This window comes from Bradyrhizobium sp. AUGA SZCCT0176, assembly GCF_018130145.1.
Lineage (GTDB): Bacteria > Pseudomonadota > Alphaproteobacteria > Rhizobiales > Xanthobacteraceae > Bradyrhizobium.
The window spans coordinates 73,629-91,272 of sequence record NZ_JAFCMB010000001.1 but is presented as its reverse complement, the minus strand read 5'-3'; the positions used below and the strand labels follow the sequence as shown (position 1 = coordinate 91,272).

The following is a 17,644-nucleotide window of genomic DNA, read 5'->3' as shown; positions in this document are numbered from 1 at the left end:
TCCTCGCGATGATCATTCCCGCTGAGGAGCCAGTCTGAGCCCTGCGCCTTAACGAGGCGTTGCAGGAACGCCTCGATGTTGAGGCAACGCGTGTTAACGCCACTCCCTGATATCGACAAAGTGCCCGGCGATCGCAGCCGCGGCCGCCATGGCCGGCGACACCAGATGCGTGCGGCCTTTAAAACCTTGCCGGCCCTCGAAATTGCGGTTCGAGGTCGAGGCGCAGCGCTCTTCGGGCGACAGCTTGTCGGGGTTCATGGCCAGGCACATCGAGCAGCCCGGCTCGCGCCATTCGAAGCCGGCCTTGATGAAGATCTTGTCGAGGCCTTCGGCCTCCGCCTGCTCCTTCACGATGCCCGAGCCCGGCACGATCATCGCACTGACATGACCGTTGACGGTCTTGCCCTCGGCGACCTTCGCCGCCGCGCGCAAATCCTCGATGCGGCCGTTGGTGCAGGAGCCGATGAAGACGCGGTCGAGCTTGATGTCGGTGATCTTCGTCCCCGCGGTCAGGCCCATATACTTCAGCGCGCGATGCTTTGAGAGCCGTTTGGCTTCATCGGCGATCTGGTCGGGATCCGGCACCAGGCCCGTGATCGACACCACGTCCTCGGGCGAGGTGCCCCAGGTCACGATTGGTGGCAGCTTGGCCGCATCCAGCCGGATCTCGTGGTCGAAATGCGCGCCTTCATCGGAGCGCAGCGTGTCCCAGTAGCGCATCGCGGCGTCCCACGCCTCGCCCTTCGGCGACATCGGACGGCCCTTGAGGAATTCGAACGCCTTTTCATCCGGCGCGATCAGGCCGGCGCGGGCGCCGCCTTCGATCGACATGTTGCAGACCGTCATGCGGCCTTCCATCGTCAGCGCGCGGATCGCATCGCCGGCATATTCCAGCACATAGCCGGTGCCGCCGGCGGTGCCGATCTCGCCGATGATGGCCAGGATGATGTCCTTGCCGGTGACGCCGTCGGGCAATTTGCCGTCGACCACCGCGCGCATGTTTTTTGCTTTTTTCTGGATCAGCGTCTGCGTCGCCAGCACGTGCTCGACCTCGGACGTGCCGATGCCGTGCGCCAGCGCGCCGAACGCGCCATGGGTGGAGGTGTGGCTGTCGCCGCAGACGATGGTGGTGCCGGGCAGCGTAAAGCCCTGCTCGGGACCGATCACGTGCACGATGCCCTGACGCTTGTCGAACTCGTTGAAATACGTGATGCCGAATTCCTTGGCGTTGTCGGCCATCACCCGCATCTGCTCGATGCTCTCAGGATCGGGATTCGGCTTCGAGCGATCGGTGGTCGGGATGTTGTGGTCGACCACGGCCAGGGTCTTCTCCGGTGCGCGAACCTTGCGGCCGGTCATGCGCAGACCTTCGAACGCCTGCGGCGAGGTCACCTCGTGAACCAGATGGCGGTCGATATAGAGCAGGCAGGTGCCGTCATCGGCTTCGTGCACCAGATGGTCGTTCCAGATTTTGTCGTACAGCGTGGTGGGCTTTGACATGAGCGTAAGCTCCAAAAAATGATTCTGTGTGAGCGGTCAGCGCGGTTATCAGCGCAAGCAACGGGCAGTCAGCGCGGCATCAAAGGCCGCAGCTAAGCTCTGACGTCGCCGAGGTCGCAAAGCGTCCGAAGAAACGGCCGGGCAGGCGCGAACGGTCGTCGATCACGAAGGGATCGATGCGCCGGCCTGCAAAGCTGGTTTGATCTGGAACCATTCTAGCCTCATAGCACATGAGGTATCTAAGCGCGATATGCGTTTATTTCTACCGTCATTGCGAGCGAAGCGAAGCAATCCATAGCGCGGCTGGGAAGTATGGATTGCTTCGCTGCGCTCGCTGACGAAGAGCCCCAACAAAAAAGCGCGGGGCAAAACCCCGCGCTTTTGGTCACATCCCCCTGCAGGAGACGAATTACTCGCCGACGGCGGCCGCGCGCTCGGTCTTCTCGACGATGCGGGCCGACTTGCCGCGCAGTTGGCGCAGGTAATACAGCTTGGCGCGACGCACCTTGCCGCGGCGCACCACCTTGATCGAGTCGATCATCGGCGACATTACCGGGAAGACGCGTTCCACGCCTTCGCCGTAGGAAATCTTGCGAACGGTGAAGCTCTCATTGAGCCCGCCGCCAGAACGGCCGATGCAGACGCCTTCATAGGCCTGCACGCGGGTGCGCTCGCCTTCGACCACCTTGACGTTGACGATCACGGTGTCGCCGGGGCCGAACTCGGGGATCGACTTGGTCGCGGCCAATTTGTCGAATTGCTCTTTTTCGAGCTGTTGAATGATGTTCATTGAAATCTCCATCGGCGGCGCGCCCAGCCAGTCCAGCGCGGGCTGCGCGAACGTCCATCTATCCTGCTGTATGCTGCGGATTTGGCGCCCGTATAAGGCATCAAAGCGCGCTTGTCACCCGTCTGTCGTGCTTTTTGGGCGTTTTTGGCGGGTCTTAATCGCCCACAAATCCGGCCGCCGCGCCCTGGTCAGGGCTTCGGCCTCGGCCTGACGCCAGGCGGCGACCTTGGCATGGTCGCCGGAAGTGAGGATTTCCGGGATCGTCCGGCCCTCGAACTCCTGCGGGCGGGTATATTGAGGGTATTCCAGTAGTCCCTCGGAAAAGCTCTCCTCGGTCCCCGAGGCCAGTCTTCCCATTACCCCCGGCAAGAGCCGGACACAGGCGTCGACCAGCACCATGGCGGCGACCTCACCGCCGGACAGCACGTAATCGCCGATCGAGACCTCCTCGAGCCCGCGTGCCGCAATGACCCGCTCGTCGATGCCCTCGAACCGGCCGCAGACGATCAGCGGCCCCGGACCGGCCGCGAGCTCGATGACCCGGGACTGGGTCAATGGCCGACCTCGGGGGCTCATCAGGAGGCGCGGACGAGACTGGCCGGTATCCGCAGCATCGATGGCGGCGGCCAACACGTCGGCGCGCAGCACCATGCCGGGCCCGCCGCCAGCTGGCGTGTCGTCAACGCTGCGGTGGCGGTCGGTGGCCGATGCCCTGATGTCGCGGGCTTCCAGCGCCCACAGGCCGGAGGCCAGCGCCTTGCCCGCCAGGCTAACGCCGAGCGGGCCCGGAAACATGTCCGGGAATAGCGTGAGGATGGTGGCGCGCCAGGGACTTTCAGAACAGGTCATTCAAAACCCATCACGTAAGCGTCGGAACGTCGTCGCCTTCAATTTCCTTGGGCAGTTCTATCACGACGCGGCCGGCCGCAAGGTCGACCGTCGGCACCACGGCATTGGTGAACGGCAGCAGCATCGTCGGGCCCTGCGGTGGTGCGATCTCGATGATGTCGCCGGCGCCAAAATTATGGATCGCGGTGACGCGGCCGAGCGGTTCGTTCGCGGCATTGACCGCGGCGAGCCCGATCAGATCGGCGTGGTAATATTCGTCGTCGTCGGTCTCAGGCAGTTTGTCGCGCGCGATATAGAGCTCGATGCCGTTGAGGCGTTCGGCGTCCTCGCGGGTGGCGACGCCTTTGATCGTGGCGACCAGATGATCTTTCGCCTCACGGGCATGCGTCACCTCGAACTGGCGCGCGCCGTCCTTGGTCGTCAGCGGGCCGTAATCCCTTACGGCCAGCGGGTCTTCGGTAAACGTCCACAGTTTCACCGCGCCGCGCACGCCATGCGCGGCGCCGATCCGGGCGACACAAATCGGTGCTGCCACCGCCCCGCGCCGCTAACGCTTATGACTTCGCGGCGGCTTCGGCAGCGGCCTTGCGCTCCTTGCGCGGCACGGCCTTTTCCGGGTTGTTGCGCGCGGCACGCTTCACGACACCGGCGGCATCGAGGAAACGGGTGACGCGGTCGGACGGCTGCGCGCCCTTGGCGAGCCAGGACTTGACCTTGTCCATGTCGAGCTTCAGGCGGGCTTCGTTGTCCTTCGGCAACAGCGGATTGAAATGGCCGAGACGCTCGATGAAGCGGCCGTCGCGGGGAAAGCGCGAGTCGGCGACGACGACGTGATAGACCGGGCGCTTCTTGGTGCCTGCGCGAGCGAGGCGGATAACGACTGACATTTTATTCTCCGTAAGTTTGGTTTGATGTGATGAGAGTGAATTGATCGCGATTATTTCTTCTTGCCGGGGAAGCCGCCGAGGCCCGGCAGCGTCGGTTTGCCGCTGAGGCCTGTCAGCCCCGGCAAATTCGGCAGGCCCTGACGCAAGCCCACCGGAATATCCTTCGGCAGCGCGGGCATGCCGCCGGGCCCGGCGCCACCTGGCATCTTCTCCGCCAGCGCCTTCATCTGTTCGGCCGACGGCATGCCGCCGCCGCCAAAGCCCATCGCCTGCGCGATGCCGGCCATCGGGCCGCGCTTGCCCGAACCCATCGCCTTCATCATGTCGGCCATGTTCCGGTGCATCTTCAGGAGCTTGTTGACTTCCTCGACCTTGACGCCGGCGCCGGCCGCGATGCGCTTCTTGCGGCTGGCTTTCAGGAGGTCGGGGCTCTTGCGTTCCTGCCGCGTCATCGAATCGATCACCGCAACCTGGCGCTTGATGATCTTGTCGTCGATCCCGGCGTTGGCGATCTGGTTTTTCATCTTGGCGATGCCGGGCATCATGCCCATCAGCCCGCTGATGCCGCCCATGTTCGCCATCTGCAGCAATTGCTCGCGCATGTCGGCCAGGTCGAACTGACCCTTGCGCATTTTCTCGGCGACGCGCGCCGCCTTTTCGGCGTCGATATTCGCCGCCGCCTTTTCGACCAGCGACACCACGTCGCCCATGCCGAGGATGCGGCCGGCGATACGGCTGGGATGAAAATCCTCCAGCGCGTCGGTCTTTTCACCGGTGCCGATCAGCTTGATCGGCTTTCCCGTGACCGCGCGCATCGACAGCGCGGCGCCGCCGCGGCCGTCACCATCCACCCGTGTCAGCACGATGCCGGTCAGGCCGACGCGTTGGTCGAAGGCGCGCGCGAGGTTGACCGCGTCCTGGCCGGTCAGGGAATCCGCGACCAGCAGCACTTCATGCGGGCTGGCGACGGTTTTGATTTCCGCCGCTTCCGACATCATCTCTTCGTCGAGCGTGGTGCGGCCGGCGGTGTCGAGCAGCACCACGTCGTAGCCGCCGAGCTTGGCGGCTTCCAGCGCGCGTTTTGCAATTTGCGCCGGCTTCTGGCCGGCGACAATGGGCAGCGTGGGAATGTCGAGATCGCGCCCGAGCACTGCGAGCTGTTCCATCGCCGCGGGGCGATAGATGTCGAGCGAGGCCATCAACACCTTGCGCTTGTCGCGCTGGGTCATGCGGCGCGCGAGCTTTGCTGTCGTGGTGGTTTTGCCGGAGCCTTGCAGGCCGACCATCATGATCGCGACCGGCGGCACTGCATTGAGGTCGATGGTCTGGCCGTCGGCGCCAAGCGTGGCGACCAGTTCGTCATGGACGATCTTGACCACCATCTGGCCGGGTGTGACCGACTTGACGACGGTGGCGCCGATGGCCTGCTCGCGTACGCGGTCGATAAAGCTTCTGACGACGTCGAGCGAGACGTCGGCCTCGAGCAGCGCGCGGCGCACCTCGCGCATCGCGGCATCGACGTCCTTTTCGGACAGCGCACCGCGGCCCGTCAGCCGATCGAGTATCCCACCAAGCTTTTCCGACAGATTGTCGAACAATGCCGTTATCCTCTGTCCTGCCTCAGGACGAATTTCCAAACACGATTACGCCCGAGGGCGCATCGCGCTGTCGGGCGTTGGCCTCCGGTCTCTAGGGCCGGGCGGCGGGTCGAAAAGAACGTCTTTCCGAGAAGTGCCGGGGTTAAACGCCCGGAAGCCATCAAAGTCAAGGGGAAACTAGGACGAAATGCCCTGGCTCCTCGGACTTAAAGCATTGAAGTAGCTATATTTTATGTCGAAATGACGAGCCGGTGAGCGTTCTCTCCATCGCGGGTTCCAACTTCGTCCGCGAACGCCATATAACGCCCCGTACCCGTTGTCCCTTGCCGCCCTATGTGATCGCGCCCGTGTCCATCACCCGCCGCCGTGTCTTTGCAGTGCTCGCCGGTCTCGGTCTGGCCGTCGGCGCGCCGTCTGTCTGGATGTCCCGCATGAAAACCTATGACGGCCCCGTCTCCGATCATTTCGACGGCCTGACCTTCTTCGATCCGGATGGCTCGCCGCCGAAATCATTGGCCGAGGTGCTGCGTTGGCAGTTCGGCGGCGGCCGGCAGCGCGCGAGCTGGCCGGATTGGGTGCCAAGTGCGCACGCCGATACGCCGCCGCCGCGCGTTGATGGCAACAAGGTGCGGTTGTCGTTCGTCGGCCATGCGAGCTGGCTGATCCAGACTGGAGGCCTCAACATCCTGATCGATCCGGTGTGGTCGATGCGGGCCTCGCCGTTCAGCTGGGCCGGGCCGAAGCGCCACAACGATCCCGGCATAGCGTTCGACGCGCTGCCGAAGATCGATGTCGTGCTGGTGTCGCACGGCCATTACGACCATCTCGATCTGGCGACGCTGTCGAGGCTTGCGAAAACGTTTTCGCCGCGCGTGATCACGCCGCTCGGCAATGACGTCACCATGCGCGACGCGGATTCGGCGATCAAAGTCGAAGCGTTCGACTGGAAGGATCGCGTCGAACTCGGCAACGGCATCGCCGTGACGCTGGTGTCGACGCGTCATTGGTCGGCGCGCGGGCTGTTCGACCGCAACAAGGCGCTGTGGGCGAGTTTTGTGCTGGAGACGCCCGTCGGTAAACTCTACATCGTCTGCGATTCCGGCTACGGCGACGGCAAGCATTTTCGCCGGGTCGCCGAAGCACATGGCCCGCTGCGGCTGGCGATCCTGCCCATCGGCGCGTATGAGCCACGCTGGTTCATGCGCGACCAGCACATGAACCCGTCGGACGCTGTGAAGGCGCTGGCCGATTGCGGGGCGCAAACGGCACTGGCGCATCATCATGGCACGTTCCAGCTCACCGACGAGGCGATCGACGCGCCAGTGGTCGCGCTCGGCGAAGCGCTGGACGAAGCGAAGATTCCGCGCGAGCGGTTTGCGACGTTGAAGCCCGGGCAGGTATTCGAGGTCTAACGTCTTGTCGTCCCTGCGAACGCAGGGACCCATAACCACAACATGACGTGATTATGTCGAGCTGTGGCTCCAGCCTTTTTCAATAATTGGCAGCGGTGGCTATGGGTCCCTGCGTTCGCAGGGACGACATCCCATTTACTGCGCGGCCTTGATCGCCCAGGACACGCTCACCGAAACCGACAGCGTCTCTTCGCCTTGCGCCACCGGCGCGCCGGCGGCCATCGGCGCTGCCATCTTGCCGCGAAACACCGGCGCGGATGCGCCTTCCTCGGAAATGCTGATCGGTTCGCCGAGCGTGACGCCGGCAGCCTTTGCATAGATATCGGCCTTGCGGCGCGCGTCCGCGATCGCCTTCTCGCGGGCCTCGTCCAGATGCTTGGACGGCTGCGTTACGATGAAATTGATGCCGCCGATCTCGTTGGCGCCGGCGCCGACCAGCACGTCGATCACGCCTGCGACCTTGGTGACGTCGCGGACCTTGATCGTGACGCGGTTGCTGGCGCGGAACCCAACGACGCCTGGCCGCTCCGCGGTTTTGGACGAAGTCGCATATTGCGGCTGCAGCGACAGCCGCGAGGTCTGGTAATCCTTTTCGTCGATCCCGGCACCTTTCAGCGCCAGCAGCACCTTGCCCATCGCCGCGTTATTGGCGTCGGACGCCTCGCGCGCGGTCTTGGCGTCAGTGGTAACACCGCTATCGATCTGCGCCTGATCGGGTGCCACCGAGACGTTGGCTTCGCCGGTCACGGAGATGGCGGGCGGCGGCGCTGTCTGCGCCAGCGCGGGCGTGGCCACCAGCACGGCTGCGGTGATAACAAATGCGAGCGGATGCTTCATGTCTCTCACTTCAGCGGCACGTAAACATTGATCACCAGCTTGTCCTCTGCGGTCTTCAGGGGGTCGGTAATGTATTCCTCGACGAAGGTGTCTTTTGCTTCAAGTTTCTTGTCGTCGAGGTGATTGGTGATCGCCTCATAGGTGTTGTCCATGTTGTCGTAGGAGCCGCGATGGACAAACTTCAGGGCTTTGCCCTCGGGCGATTTGCCGATGCTCATGTCCTTGGTCAGGTTCTTCGGCTCCTGGTCGACTGGAATTTCAGCCAGGAACGTAAAGCCGCTGTCGTCGGTCGAGGTGTAGACGATCATCGAATTGCCCGCGGCCTTGATGCCCTGCTTGTCGAGCAGCGCGTTCAGCGCCTTGAACGAATCGATCAGGGTGTCGAACGCCGAGTCCCAATTGGCGGTGCCCTTCATGACCACCACCTTCCTGGGCTCCAGCGTGAACTGCTCGCCAAAGGGATCGGCGGTCTGAACGGCCGCGGGGGGCGTGGCCGGCGTCTGGGCGGCCGCGGGCGGCGGTGAGGGGACAACCGACGGGCTTGCCACCGGTGCGGGGGAGGTTCCCGGTGCCGGGATCGCGGATGCCGCGGGTGAAGGCGTCTCCGCCGGGGCAGGGGATGCAGAAGCGGCGGGCGCCGGTGCCGCGGAGGGGCTGGCAGCTGGCGAGGCGGCTGGTGCCGGCGATTGCGCCAGCGCAGGGCCGCCCACCGCGATTGCCACCATCGGGACCAGCGCGGCCATGGCCGAGCGGAAACGGCTGATACGGTTCATTTCAGGCATTCTCCATCCATCCCCAGGCGGTCGCGGCATGTCCCCGCTCACGACCACAAAGCGCCGCCATCCCTAACACGCAAGGTCCGCTTTCGTCCCATGACAGATGCGTCATGCACCCCTGCACACTAGGCAATCGGCCACCATTCGCCATATAAGCAGGCAGAAATTGGGAAATTCCATGAGCGCGCTGGCCAATCACGCATTCGCCAAGATGAACGGTATCGGCAACGAAATCGTCGTGGTCGATCTGCGCGACAAGCCGGCCAAGGTGACGGCGGAGGAGGCGCGCGCCGTCGCCTCGCCCGCCGGCGTGCCCTATGACCAGTTGATGGTATTGCAGCCGCCGCGGCTGGAGGGCACCGAGGCCTTCATCCGCATCTACAACAATGACGGCTCCGAGGCCGGCGCCTGCGGCAACGGCATGCGCTGCGTGGTGCGGCGGCTGTTCGAGAAGACCGGCCAGACCGCCGTGACCTTCGAGACCCGCTCGGGTCTGTTGAATTGCTGGCAGGGGCCGCAGCCCGATCTCTACACGGTCGACATGGGCGTGCCGAAGTTCGGTTGGCAGGATATTCCGCTGGCCGAAGAGTTTCGCGACACGCGTTACATCGAACTGCAGGTCGGCCCGATCGATGCGCCGCTGCTGCATTCGCCCTCAGTCGTCAGCATGGGCAATCCGCATGCGATCTTCTGGGTCGACGACGTCAACGCCTATGATCTCGAGCGCTTCGGGCCGCTGTTGGAAAATCACCCTATTTTCCCCGATCGTGCCAACATCACGCTCGCCCATATCGTCGATCGCGACCACATCACGATGCGTACCTGGGAACGCGGCGCCGGCCTGACCAGGGCCTGCGGCTCGGCTGCCTGCGCCACCGCGGTCGCGGCGGCGCGGCTGAAGCGCACCAATCGCATCGTCAACATGTCGCTGCCGGGCGGCAAGCTCTCGATCGAATGGCGCGAGCGCGACGATCATGTGCTGATGACCGGCACGGCCGATTTCGAATATGAAGGCCGCTTCGATCCGGCGCTGTTCGCCAGCGTCGCCTAGAGCATGATCCGGAAAAGTGTGAAGCGGTTTTCCGAAGAGATCATGCTCAAACAAAGAATAGCTTGATGGGCGTCGACGTCCTCACCTTTGGCTGCCGCCTCAACGCGTTCGAATCCGAAGTGATCCGGCACGAGGCGGAGAGCGCGGGCCTTTCCGATACCATCGTCATCAACAGCTGCGCGGTCACCAACGAAGCGGTGGCGCAGGCGCGGCAATCGATCCGCCGGCTAAAGCGCGAGCGGCCGGATGCGCGGATCGTCGTGACCGGTTGCGCGGCGCAGACCCAGCCCGAAATGTTCGCCGGCATGATTGAAGTCGATCGCGTCGTCGGCAATGACGAGAAAATGCGCGGCGAGGCCTGGCGCAGCGCGCGTGCCGCGTTCGATTCCGGCTTCGGTATCGCGGCCAGCGAGAAGATCGCGGTCGCCGATATCATGGCGGTCACCGAGATGGCGCCGCATCTGCTGGAAGGTTTTCAGGGCGGCCTGCCGCGGGTGTTCGTGCAGGTGCAGAACGGCTGCGACCATCGCTGCACCTTCTGCATCATTCCCTACGGCCGCGGCAATTCGCGCTCGGTGCCGATGGGAGCTGTTGTCGAGCAGGTCCGCGCGCTGGTCGAGCGCGGTCATGCCGAAATCGTGCTGACCGGCGTCGATCTCACGAGCTACGGGGCTGATCTGCCGGGCACGCCAAAGCTTGGCCAATTGACAAAACAGATCTTGCGGCATGTGCCGGAACTGAAGCGTTTGCGGATTTCATCGATCGATTCCATCGAGGCCGACCGCGACCTGCTCGACGTCATTGCGGATGACGAGCGCCTGATGCCGCATCTGCATCTGTCGCTGCAGTCCGGCGACGATCTGATTTTGAAGCGGATGAAGCGGCGGCATTCACGCGCAGATGCCGTCGAATTCTGCGCGCAGGTGCGGCGGCTGCGGCCGGACATCGCGCTCGGCGCCGATATCATCACGGGCTTTCCGACCGAGACCGAAGAGATGTTCACGCGTTCGCAGGATCTGGTCGAGGAATGCGATCTCACCTTCCTGCACGTGTTTCCCTATTCCAAACGCCCGGGCACGCCGGCCTCGCGGATGCCACAGGTCGCGGGCGAGGCGATCAAGGAACGGGCGAAGCGCTTGCGCGCGACAGGTGAGGCGGCGTTGCGGAAGCGGCTGGCGGCCGAAATCGGCGCAACGCGACAGGTGTTGATCGAGAGCGGCAGGCAGGGGCGGACGGAGCATTTTCTGCCGGTGGCGATCAGTGGTGAAACGCCGGGCGCGGTGCAGGCGCTAACGATGATCGGACATGACGGTGCTCGGATGACGGGACGCTAGGCAAACATGGCTTTTGCTGTGAGCCTGCATTTCAATTCTGAAATGGCGGTCGCTATTTCGGCGCGATGGGCGCGGCTTGCAAATGCGGGCGTATCAAGTTCGATGCCTGATCTCAGGTTCGCGCCGCATGTGACATTGGCCGTTTATGACGATCTGGTGGTAGAGGCGGCGGTCGCTTCGCTTGATCGGATATTCGGCAAAGCCGATCAGATCACCGTCACCTTGACTGATTTTTCGACGTTTGGTGCCGGCAGCGGCGTTTGTTACGCGGCCCTGGCTTCTTCACCTGAACTGATGCGGTTGCATGCGACGATCATCGGTGCGCTCGGCGAAACCTGCAGGCCACATTATCAAGCGGGATGCTGGACACCTCATTGTACCCTGGCAACGGGCATGTCGGATGCCGGATTGGATCAGGCGAAAGATCTACTTCAAGCGGATTGGCGGCCGCTTACGGGCGCATTCGAGACGGCGACGCTGGTTGAGTTTGTGCCGGTTGTTGAACTCAAGCGCTGGACCTTGGTCGCTACTCCCCGTTCCACCCGCACGCCCTGAGCCGCTCCCGCATATGCTCTGGCGCGGGCGCCACCACGCGAACCGGTTCCTTGTTCCTTGAAATCGGAATCACGATCTCGCGGGAATGCAAATGCAGGCGCGGCTCGCCGAAGCGGGGGCCGTTGCCGTAGATGTTGTCGCCGACGATCGGCCAGCCCGTGGCCGATGTGTGCACGCGCAATTGATGGGTGCGGCCGGTGACCGGTTCCAGCTCTAACCAGGCGAGGCCATTGCCGCGGCCGCGCACCTTCCAGTTTGTGACGGCTTTTTGGCCGTCCGGATCCGGCTTCTGCCACCAGCCGCGCTCGACGTTGAGCCGGCCGAGGGCCATGTCGATGGTGCCTTCATCTTCGGCAGGTCCGCCTTCGACGATGGCCCAATAGGTCTTGCCGATCTTGCCGTGCTTGAACAGCAGGCCGAGCGAGGCGGTGGCCTTGCGATGGCGTCCCAGCACGAGACAGCCGGACGTGTCCTTGTCGAGGCGGTGCGCCAGCACCGGCGGGCGCGGCAGCCCGAAACGCAACCCGTCGAACGAGGTTTCCAGATTGGCGCCGCCCTTGGGGCCGCGATGCACCGGGAGGCCGCAGGGTTTGTCGATGACCAGCATCAGCCCGTCGCGGTGGAGCACGCGGGCCTGAATTTCTTCCGCGGTCAGGTCCGCAATTTCAATGAGTTGGTTGTGGCTTTCGTTCATGGCGCGAAACCGCTAACACACGTCCGACATGAGCGATACCACTCCCGGAACTCCCAAACTGAGCTGGTGGCGGCGGCTTTCGAGCGGCCTGAAGCGGACCTCGAGTTCGATCGGGTCAGCCGTTGCCGACCTCGTCACCAAGCGCAAGCTCGACCGCGCCATGCTCGATGATATCGAGGATGTGCTGCTGCGCGCCGATCTCGGCACCGAGGTCGCAGTGCGGATCGCGGACGCCGTCGGCGCCGGCCGCTACGACAAGGCGATCTCGGCGGACGAGGTCAAGGCGGTGGTCGCGACCGAGGTCGAGAAGGTGCTGGCGCCGGTGGCCAAGCCGCTGGTGATCGACGCCGCCCAAAAGCCGTTCGTCATTCTCGTGGTCGGCGTCAACGGTTCCGGCAAGACCACCACCATTGGCAAGCTGGCGGCGAAACTCAGCGCCGAGGGCCGCAAGGTGATGCTGGCGGCGGGCGACACGTTCCGCGCCGCCGCGATCGAGCAGTTGAAAGTCTGGGGCGAGCGGACCAAATCGCCCGTGATTGCGGGCGCGCAGGGATCGGACTCGGCCAGCCTCGCCTTCAATGCGCTGACGGCAGCGCAGGAGCAGAAGACCGACGTGCTGCTGGTCGACACCGCCGGGCGATTGCAGAACAAGGCCGAGCTGATGAAGGAACTCGAAAAAGTCGTTCGCGTCATCAAGAAGGTCGATGCCTCGGCCCCGCATGCGGTGCTCTTGGTGCTCGACGCCACGGTGGGACAAAATGCGCTGTCGCAGGTCGAGGCTTTTCATCGTACCGCAGGCGTCACCGGCCTTGTGATGACCAAGCTCGACGGCACCGCGCGGGGCGGCATCCTGGTGGCGCTGTCGGAGAAATTCAAACTGCCGGTGCACTTCATCGGGGTCGGCGAAGGCGTCGACGATCTGGCGCCGTTCACCGCGCGGGATTTTGCGAACGCGATTGCAGGGATTGACTCGTAATGGACAAGACCCAGCCGCATCCGCTGTTCAAGCTCGCGACCGAACTCGGTCCGCTGCTCGTATTCTTTGTCGCCAACGCCAAATTCGGTCTGTTCGTCGCCACCGGTGCGTTCATGGTGGCGATCATCGCTGCGATGGTCGCGTCCTATGTGGTGACGAAGCATGTACCCATGATGGCGATCGTCACCGGCGTCATCGTCATCGTGTTCGGCACGCTGACCCTGGTGCTGCACGATGAGACCTTCATCAAGGTCAAGCCGACCATCATCTACGGCCTGTTCGCCGCGATCCTCGGCGGCGGCCTGTTGTTCGGCCGCTCCTTCATCGCCATCATGTTCGATCAGATGTTCAATCTGACGCCGCAGGGCTGGCGCATCCTCACCTTGCGCTGGGCGCTGTTCTTCCTCGGGATGGCGCTTTTGAACGAATTCATCTGGCGCACCCAGTCGACCGATTTCTGGGTGGGCTTCAAGGCGTTCGGCGTGATTCCGCTGACGATGATCTTTGCGATCGCCCAGATGCCGCTGACCAAACGCTACCATCTGGAGCCGGCCTCGCTGGAAGCCAGCGAAGCGGACGCGGGCGACGTGAGGAAGGGGTAGCTGGCACCGCTCTGACTCCCTCGCCCCGCGCTTGCGGGGAGAGGGTTGGGGTGAGGGGCCTCTCTCCGAGCAAAGATTGCCGAGGGACCTGTACCCCCTCACCCGCCGCGCAAGTGCGCGTCGACCTCTCCCCGCAAGCGGGGAGAGGTAAGAAAAATCAGCTCTTCTGCTTGGCGATCACGTGGTCCTTGATCTTGTCGTAGGTCGCCTGCGGGACGATGTTCTTGTGCACCAGATCGTCCTTGCCCTTGTAGGGGCGGCCCGCGATGATCTTGGCGGAATAGGCCTTGCCGATCCCCGCCAACGCCTCGAGTTGGTCGGCGGTCGCCGAATTGATGTCGAGCAGATCGGCCTTCGGAGCCGGCGCCATCTTCGACTCCTGGGCCTTCGGCGCGGGAGCCATCTTGCTGTCGGATTTGGTCGCGGGCTGCGCGGTCTGGGCCATCGACGGGGTTGCCGTCATCAGGCCGATCGTGAGCGCAGTTGCGAGAAGAGAAGCGAGCGTGAAATGACGCATAGAAGTGTCCCTCCAAGGACGGTTTAAGTAACGCTATCAAGCTAGCTTCGAATTCGTGGCGGCGCCATGGCCGGCAAATGAACGGCAGATAAAAGCTGGAAATTATTTGGCGCCGTCCAACCCTCATGGTGAGGAGGCGCTTCTTCAGCGCCGTCTCGAACCATGAGGCCACAGACAGGCCTGCATCCCTCGAGACGCGGCGAAGGCGCCGCTCCCTCGGTGAGCGCAAAGCGCTCATCCGGGGATGAGGGTCGAGGTTACGAACCCGCCTTCAACGCCTTCTCGATCTCTGCCTTCAGCACGGTATCGACATTGGCCGGCGTCACCGGCCCGACCAGTTTGTAGACGATGGTGCCTTCGCGGCCGACCACAAAGGTCTCGGGCACGCCATAGACGCCCCATTCGATCGAGCCGCGACCATTGCTGTCGGCGCCGACCATGCTGAAGGGGTTGCCGTAGCGACCGAGGAAGCGGCGGGCGTTGTCGGGGGAATCCTTGTAGTTGATGCCGACGATCTGCAGCCGCTTGTCCTTGGCCAGAGCGGTTAGCAGCGGCATCTCGTCATGGCATGGCACGCACCAGGACGCCCAGACGTTGACGACGCTGACCTTGCCCTTGAAGGCCGCCGGGTCGAGCCCGGGAATGGCGACGCCGTTGTCGACCAGGCCTGCCAGCGCCGGCAGCGCGGTTTGCGGCGCCGGGCGGCCGATCAGGGCGGATGGAATTTTAGAGGGATCGCCGCCGTGCAGCCGCAGCAGGAACAGCCCGGCCACCGCCATGAAACCGATCAGCGGCAGCGTCACCAGCCAGCGCCGGCGTTGCCGCGGTGGGTCAGACGCCGCCGGCCCGCTCACCGAATGTCCCCTGCACTGCGGCCGGAGCGCCTGGTGATGCCGCTGGCCTCGAGCTCGCGCAGGCGCGCCTTCTGGCGGCGAAAATCGATGGCGATCCAGGCAATCAGGATAGCGACCACCGCGGCGACCAGCGCATAGGACGTCACGATGAAGGAGGCATAGGGACCGAGCGCCATCGCGTCACGCGGCCTGTTGGCTGGCTTGCATGATCTGCAAGCTGCGCACGCGGCGGCGCAGGATCTCGTTGCGCATCGCCGCCAGATGCAGCGTGACGAACAGCAGCGAAAATCCAACCGCCATCACCAGCAACGGAATCAGGAAGGCGCGGTCGAGCGTGGAGCCTCCCATCCGCAGCACCGAGGCCGGCTGATGCAGCGTGTTCCACCAGTCGACCGAGAATTTGATGATCGGCAAATTGAGCGCGCCGACCAGTGTGAGGATCGCCGCCGCCCGCGCCGCCCGCGACGGATCGTCCACCGCGCGCCACAGTGCGATCAGGCCGAGATACATCAGGAACAGGATCAGCACCGAGGTGAGCCGCGCATCCCATTGCCAATAGGTGCCCCACATCGGTCGGCCCCACAGCGAGCCGGTGACCAGCGCGAGAAATGTGAAGGCGGCGCCGATCGGGGCGGCCGCTTTCGCAGCGACGTCGGCGAGTGGATGCCGCCACACCAGCGTGCCCAGCGCCGCAAGGCTCATGACGCCCCACACGAACATCGACAGCCACGCGTTGGGCACGTGGATGAACATGATCTTGACGGTGGCGCCCTGCTGATAATCGTCGGGCGCCATTGCTGCCTGGTACAAGCCGATGAGCAGCAGGATCGCGGTCGCGCCCGCCAGCCACGGCAATATGCGCGCCGTCAGCGACAGGAACTTGGTGGGGTTGGCGAGGTCGATCAGCGTCATGGCAATCCTGATAGTCGGCGGCGGCGGGGCAGGCAATGCGGCTTGTTCTGTTCCATCAAGTGTTGATCGGCATACATCAAGTTATCTAGTCCAGCCCGTGCCGCAGGCTGGCGGCTGCGGCAAACGGTCCGATCACGAAACTCACCAGCGAGATCGCGCACAGGATCGAAAACGGTGTTCCAAACGGCAGCGGTCCCGATATGGCGGCCTGCGACGCCGCAACGCCAAAAATCAGCACCGGGATCGACAGCGGCAGCACCAGCACCGCGAGCAGCAACCCGCCGCGATGCAGCGTCACCGCCAGCGCGGCGCCGATCATGCCGATAAAAGTCAGTGCCGGCGTTCCCACCAGCAGCGTCAGCGCCACGGCCGAGGTCGCGGTGGCGTCGAGATTGAGCATCAGCCCAAGCACGGGGGTCGCGATAATCAGCGGCAGGCCTGCGGCGAGCCAGTGCGCCAGCGCCTTCGCAGCACAGGCCAGTTCCAGCGGCGTCCGGCCCATCACGATCAGATCGAGCGAGCCGTCCTCGTGGTCTGACGTGAACAGGCGGTCGAGCGTGAGCAGACTGGCCAGCAGCGCGCCGAGCCAGAGAATGGAGGGCCCGAGCCGCGTCAGCAGCGCCAGGTCGGGCCCGAGCGCAAACGGCATCAGCACGGTGACGGTGAGGAAGAACAGCACGCCGATCAGCGCGCCGCCGCCGACGCGCAGCGCGATCCTGATGTCGCGTCGAATCAGTGCGGCAAGGGCGGTCATGCGCTTCCTCCCATCCGCAATTCGCCCGCCTCGATCCCGAGCGGCGCATGGGTGGCCGCGACGATGATGCCGCCGCGCGCGAGGTGGCCCTGCATCAGGCCAGCGAACAGATCCTGCCCGGCGGCATCGAGTGCCGAGGTCGGCTCGTCCAGCAGCCAGACCGGCCGCCGCACCGCGAGCAGCCGGGCGATCGACAACCGCCGCCGTTGGCCGGCCGACAGATACGCGGCCGGCAAATGCGTGGCGTGCGCGAGCCCCACTTTGGCGAGGCATTCATGGGGATCGCTGGCGTCCCCGCCCAGAAAATCCCGCCAGAACGACAGGTTTTCGAGCACGCTGAGCGCGGGTTTCAGGGCGTCGCGATGGCCGAGATAATGGGTCTGTTCGGGCAGCGTCAGCTCGTCCGCGCCGCCTTCCAGCGCGACCGATCCGCCTGCCGGCACCAGCAAGCCCGCGATCAGCCGCAGCAGCGACGTCTTGCCGGACCCGTTGGGACCGACGACGGCGAGCGCGTGGCTGGATGCGGCCTCGAAATCGAGCCCGGAAAACACCGCGCGCCCACCCCGCACACAATCGATCTGGCGTCCTCTGAGCCGCATCTTGCCTCGTTACGGCCCTTCAGAAAACCTTGGGGTACCGCATCAGAATTTTTGGGTCGCGCAATGCTGCAGCACGATCGTGGTTGTGGCGGCGCATCTAGAAAGATTCTATAAGCCCGGAACTTGATGCAGCACACAACCGGCGGC

General features: G+C 64.1%; 22 protein-coding genes. 6 read left to right on the top strand and 16 right to left on the bottom strand.

The window, feature by feature from the left end; genetic code table 11:
• Positions 1-93 precede the first annotated feature (93 nt).
• The 7 genes from leuC to ffh form a co-directional block, all read right to left on the bottom strand.
• The gene (gene leuC / locus JQ600_RS00460) at positions 94-1,500 is read right to left on the bottom strand and encodes a 3-isopropylmalate dehydratase large subunit (RefSeq protein ID WP_212389414.1); all 1,407 of its coding nucleotides are present in this window, start codon (positions 1,498-1,500) and stop codon (positions 94-96) included.
• A 79-nt stretch (positions 1,501-1,579) separates the two neighbouring features.
• Positions 1,580-1,714: a hypothetical protein gene (locus JQ600_RS37155; protein ID WP_283813449.1), complete on the bottom strand. Its 135-nt coding sequence runs from the start codon at positions 1,712-1,714 to the stop codon at positions 1,580-1,582.
• A gap of 195 nt (positions 1,715-1,909) precedes the next feature.
• Entirely contained in the window at positions 1,910-2,290 is a 381-nt protein-coding gene (gene rplS, locus JQ600_RS00455) for a 50S ribosomal protein L19 (protein WP_212389413.1), read from the bottom strand.
• Between the two features lie 114 nt (positions 2,291-2,404).
• Positions 2,405-3,139, bottom strand: a complete 735-nt coding sequence (gene trmD, locus JQ600_RS00450) for a tRNA (guanosine(37)-N1)-methyltransferase TrmD (RefSeq protein WP_212389412.1) — start codon at positions 3,137-3,139, stop codon at positions 2,405-2,407.
• 10 nt (positions 3,140-3,149) lie between these two features.
• Positions 3,150-3,674, bottom strand: a complete 525-nt coding sequence (rimM, locus tag JQ600_RS00445) for a ribosome maturation factor RimM (protein WP_212389411.1) — start codon at positions 3,672-3,674, stop codon at positions 3,150-3,152.
• A 19-nt stretch (positions 3,675-3,693) separates the two neighbouring features.
• Positions 3,694-4,026, bottom strand: a complete 333-nt coding sequence (gene rpsP / locus JQ600_RS00440) for a 30S ribosomal protein S16 (RefSeq protein WP_192739327.1) — start codon at positions 4,024-4,026, stop codon at positions 3,694-3,696.
• Between the two features lie 50 nt (positions 4,027-4,076).
• Positions 4,077-5,624 carry a signal recognition particle protein gene (gene ffh, locus JQ600_RS00435; RefSeq protein WP_212389410.1) on the bottom strand — a complete coding sequence of 516 codons (1,548 nt, stop codon included), beginning with the start codon at positions 5,622-5,624 and terminating at the stop codon, positions 4,077-4,079.
• A 347-nt stretch (positions 5,625-5,971) separates the two neighbouring features.
• Here ffh and JQ600_RS00430 point away from each other — a divergent pair, with 347 nt between their 5' ends.
• Positions 5,972-7,036: an MBL fold metallo-hydrolase gene (locus JQ600_RS00430; protein ID WP_212389504.1), complete on the top strand. Its 1,065-nt coding sequence runs from the start codon at positions 5,972-5,974 to the stop codon at positions 7,034-7,036.
• A 135-nt stretch (positions 7,037-7,171) separates the two neighbouring features.
• On the opposite strand, the gene JQ600_RS00425 is transcribed toward JQ600_RS00430, so the two are convergent.
• On the bottom strand, positions 7,172-7,873 hold the full coding sequence (locus JQ600_RS00425) for an SIMPL domain-containing protein (protein WP_212389409.1): 702 nt from the start codon (positions 7,871-7,873) through the stop codon (positions 7,172-7,174).
• Positions 7,874-7,878: 5 nt separating this feature from the next.
• Positions 7,879-8,646 carry a GyrI-like domain-containing protein gene (locus JQ600_RS00420; RefSeq protein WP_212389408.1) on the bottom strand — a complete coding sequence of 256 codons (768 nt, stop codon included), beginning with the start codon at positions 8,644-8,646 and terminating at the stop codon, positions 7,879-7,881.
• Between the two features lie 181 nt (positions 8,647-8,827).
• Here JQ600_RS00420 and dapF point away from each other — a divergent pair, with 181 nt between their 5' ends.
• The 3 genes from dapF to JQ600_RS00405 all read left to right on the top strand — a co-directional run bounded on the left by dapF (position 8,828) and on the right by JQ600_RS00405 (position 11,589).
• On the top strand, positions 8,828-9,700 hold the full coding sequence (gene dapF, locus JQ600_RS00415; protein ID WP_212389407.1) for a diaminopimelate epimerase: 873 nt from the start codon (positions 8,828-8,830) through the stop codon (positions 9,698-9,700).
• A 65-nt stretch (positions 9,701-9,765) separates the two neighbouring features.
• Positions 9,766-11,034 carry a tRNA (N(6)-L-threonylcarbamoyladenosine(37)-C(2))-methylthiotransferase MtaB gene (gene mtaB / locus JQ600_RS00410; RefSeq protein WP_212389406.1) on the top strand — a complete coding sequence of 423 codons (1,269 nt, stop codon included), beginning with the start codon at positions 9,766-9,768 and terminating at the stop codon, positions 11,032-11,034.
• 6 nt (positions 11,035-11,040) lie between these two features.
• Entirely contained in the window at positions 11,041-11,589 is a 549-nt protein-coding gene (locus JQ600_RS00405; protein WP_212389405.1) for a 2'-5' RNA ligase family protein, read from the top strand.
• Here the strand turns inward: JQ600_RS00405 and JQ600_RS00400 are convergent.
• Positions 11,561-12,283, bottom strand: a complete 723-nt coding sequence (locus JQ600_RS00400) for an RluA family pseudouridine synthase (protein WP_212267640.1) — start codon at positions 12,281-12,283, stop codon at positions 11,561-11,563. The genes JQ600_RS00405 and JQ600_RS00400 overlap by 29 nt on opposite strands.
• A gap of 28 nt (positions 12,284-12,311) precedes the next feature.
• Here JQ600_RS00400 and ftsY point away from each other — a divergent pair, with 28 nt between their 5' ends.
• Both ftsY and JQ600_RS00390 read left to right on the top strand, forming a co-directional pair.
• The gene (ftsY, locus tag JQ600_RS00395; RefSeq protein ID WP_212267643.1) at positions 12,312-13,259 is read left to right on the top strand and encodes a signal recognition particle-docking protein FtsY; all 948 of its coding nucleotides are present in this window, start codon (positions 12,312-12,314) and stop codon (positions 13,257-13,259) included.
• On the top strand, positions 13,259-13,861 hold the full coding sequence (locus JQ600_RS00390; protein WP_212267645.1) for a septation protein A: 603 nt from the start codon (positions 13,259-13,261) through the stop codon (positions 13,859-13,861). The genes ftsY and JQ600_RS00390 overlap by 1 nt, the downstream gene beginning before the upstream one ends.
• A 157-nt stretch (positions 13,862-14,018) precedes the next feature.
• On the opposite strand, the gene JQ600_RS00385 is transcribed toward JQ600_RS00390, so the two are convergent.
• The 6 genes from JQ600_RS00385 to ccmA form a co-directional block, all read right to left on the bottom strand.
• Positions 14,019-14,378: a helix-hairpin-helix domain-containing protein gene (locus tag JQ600_RS00385; protein ID WP_212389404.1), complete on the bottom strand. Its 360-nt coding sequence runs from the start codon at positions 14,376-14,378 to the stop codon at positions 14,019-14,021.
• 257 nt (positions 14,379-14,635) lie between these two features.
• Positions 14,636-15,232 (bottom strand): DsbE family thiol:disulfide interchange protein, encoded by a 597-nt coding sequence (locus tag JQ600_RS00380; protein ID WP_212389403.1) that lies wholly within the window; start codon positions 15,230-15,232, stop codon positions 14,636-14,638.
• The gene (gene ccmD, locus JQ600_RS00375; protein WP_212389402.1) at positions 15,229-15,408 is read right to left on the bottom strand and encodes a heme exporter protein CcmD; all 180 of its coding nucleotides are present in this window, start codon (positions 15,406-15,408) and stop codon (positions 15,229-15,231) included. The genes JQ600_RS00380 and ccmD overlap by 4 nt, the downstream gene beginning before the upstream one ends.
• Positions 15,409-15,412: 4 nt before the next feature.
• Positions 15,413-16,144 (bottom strand): heme ABC transporter permease, encoded by a 732-nt coding sequence (locus tag JQ600_RS00370; protein WP_212389401.1) that lies wholly within the window; start codon positions 16,142-16,144, stop codon positions 15,413-15,415.
• An 85-nt stretch (positions 16,145-16,229) separates the two neighbouring features.
• Positions 16,230-16,898, bottom strand: a complete 669-nt coding sequence (ccmB, locus tag JQ600_RS00365) for a heme exporter protein CcmB (protein ID WP_212389400.1) — start codon at positions 16,896-16,898, stop codon at positions 16,230-16,232.
• Positions 16,895-17,497 (bottom strand): heme ABC exporter ATP-binding protein CcmA, encoded by a 603-nt coding sequence (gene ccmA, locus JQ600_RS00360; protein ID WP_212389399.1) that lies wholly within the window; start codon positions 17,495-17,497, stop codon positions 16,895-16,897. Before ccmA ends, ccmB begins: the two co-directional genes overlap by 4 nt.
• Positions 17,498-17,644: the final 147 nt, after the last annotated feature.

What these genes read in the sequence shown, in the direction of transcription:
- leuC (WP_212389414.1), bottom strand. Translation starts at nt 1,500, where the DNA reads ATGTCAAAGCCCACCACGCTGTACGACAAAATCTGGAACGACCATCTG.
- JQ600_RS37155 (WP_283813449.1), bottom strand. Translation starts at nt 1,714, where the DNA reads ATGGTTCCAGATCAAACCAGCTTTGCAGGCCGGCGCATCGATCCCTTC.
- rplS (WP_212389413.1), bottom strand. Translation starts at nt 2,290, where the DNA reads ATGAACATCATTCAACAGCTCGAAAAAGAGCAATTCGACAAATTGGCC.
- trmD (WP_212389412.1), bottom strand. Translation starts at nt 3,139, where the DNA reads ATGACCTGTTCTGAAAGTCCCTGGCGCGCCACCATCCTCACGCTATTC.
- rpsP (WP_192739327.1), bottom strand. Translation starts at nt 4,026, where the DNA reads ATGTCAGTCGTTATCCGCCTCGCTCGCGCAGGCACCAAGAAGCGCCCG.
- JQ600_RS00425 (WP_212389409.1), bottom strand. Translation starts at nt 7,873, where the DNA reads ATGAAGCATCCGCTCGCATTTGTTATCACCGCAGCCGTGCTGGTGGCC.
- JQ600_RS00420 (WP_212389408.1), bottom strand. Translation starts at nt 8,646, where the DNA reads ATGAACCGTATCAGCCGTTTCCGCTCGGCCATGGCCGCGCTGGTCCCG.
- dapF (WP_212389407.1), top strand. Translation starts at nt 8,828, where the DNA reads ATGAGCGCGCTGGCCAATCACGCATTCGCCAAGATGAACGGTATCGGC.
- mtaB (WP_212389406.1), top strand. Translation starts at nt 9,766, where the DNA reads ATGGGCGTCGACGTCCTCACCTTTGGCTGCCGCCTCAACGCGTTCGAA.
- JQ600_RS00405 (WP_212389405.1), top strand. Translation starts at nt 11,041, where the DNA reads ATGGCTTTTGCTGTGAGCCTGCATTTCAATTCTGAAATGGCGGTCGCT.
- JQ600_RS00400 (WP_212267640.1), bottom strand. Translation starts at nt 12,283, where the DNA reads ATGAACGAAAGCCACAACCAACTCATTGAAATTGCGGACCTGACCGCG.
- ftsY (WP_212267643.1), top strand. Translation starts at nt 12,312, where the DNA reads ATGAGCGATACCACTCCCGGAACTCCCAAACTGAGCTGGTGGCGGCGG.
- JQ600_RS00390 (WP_212267645.1), top strand. Translation starts at nt 13,259, where the DNA reads ATGGACAAGACCCAGCCGCATCCGCTGTTCAAGCTCGCGACCGAACTC.
- JQ600_RS00385 (WP_212389404.1), bottom strand. Translation starts at nt 14,378, where the DNA reads ATGCGTCATTTCACGCTCGCTTCTCTTCTCGCAACTGCGCTCACGATC.
- ccmD (WP_212389402.1), bottom strand. Translation starts at nt 15,408, where the DNA reads ATGGCGCTCGGTCCCTATGCCTCCTTCATCGTGACGTCCTATGCGCTG.
- JQ600_RS00370 (WP_212389401.1), bottom strand. Translation starts at nt 16,144, where the DNA reads ATGACGCTGATCGACCTCGCCAACCCCACCAAGTTCCTGTCGCTGACG.
- ccmB (WP_212389400.1), bottom strand. Translation starts at nt 16,898, where the DNA reads ATGACCGCCCTTGCCGCACTGATTCGACGCGACATCAGGATCGCGCTG.
- ccmA (WP_212389399.1), bottom strand. Translation starts at nt 17,497, where the DNA reads ATGCGGCTCAGAGGACGCCAGATCGATTGTGTGCGGGGTGGGCGCGCG.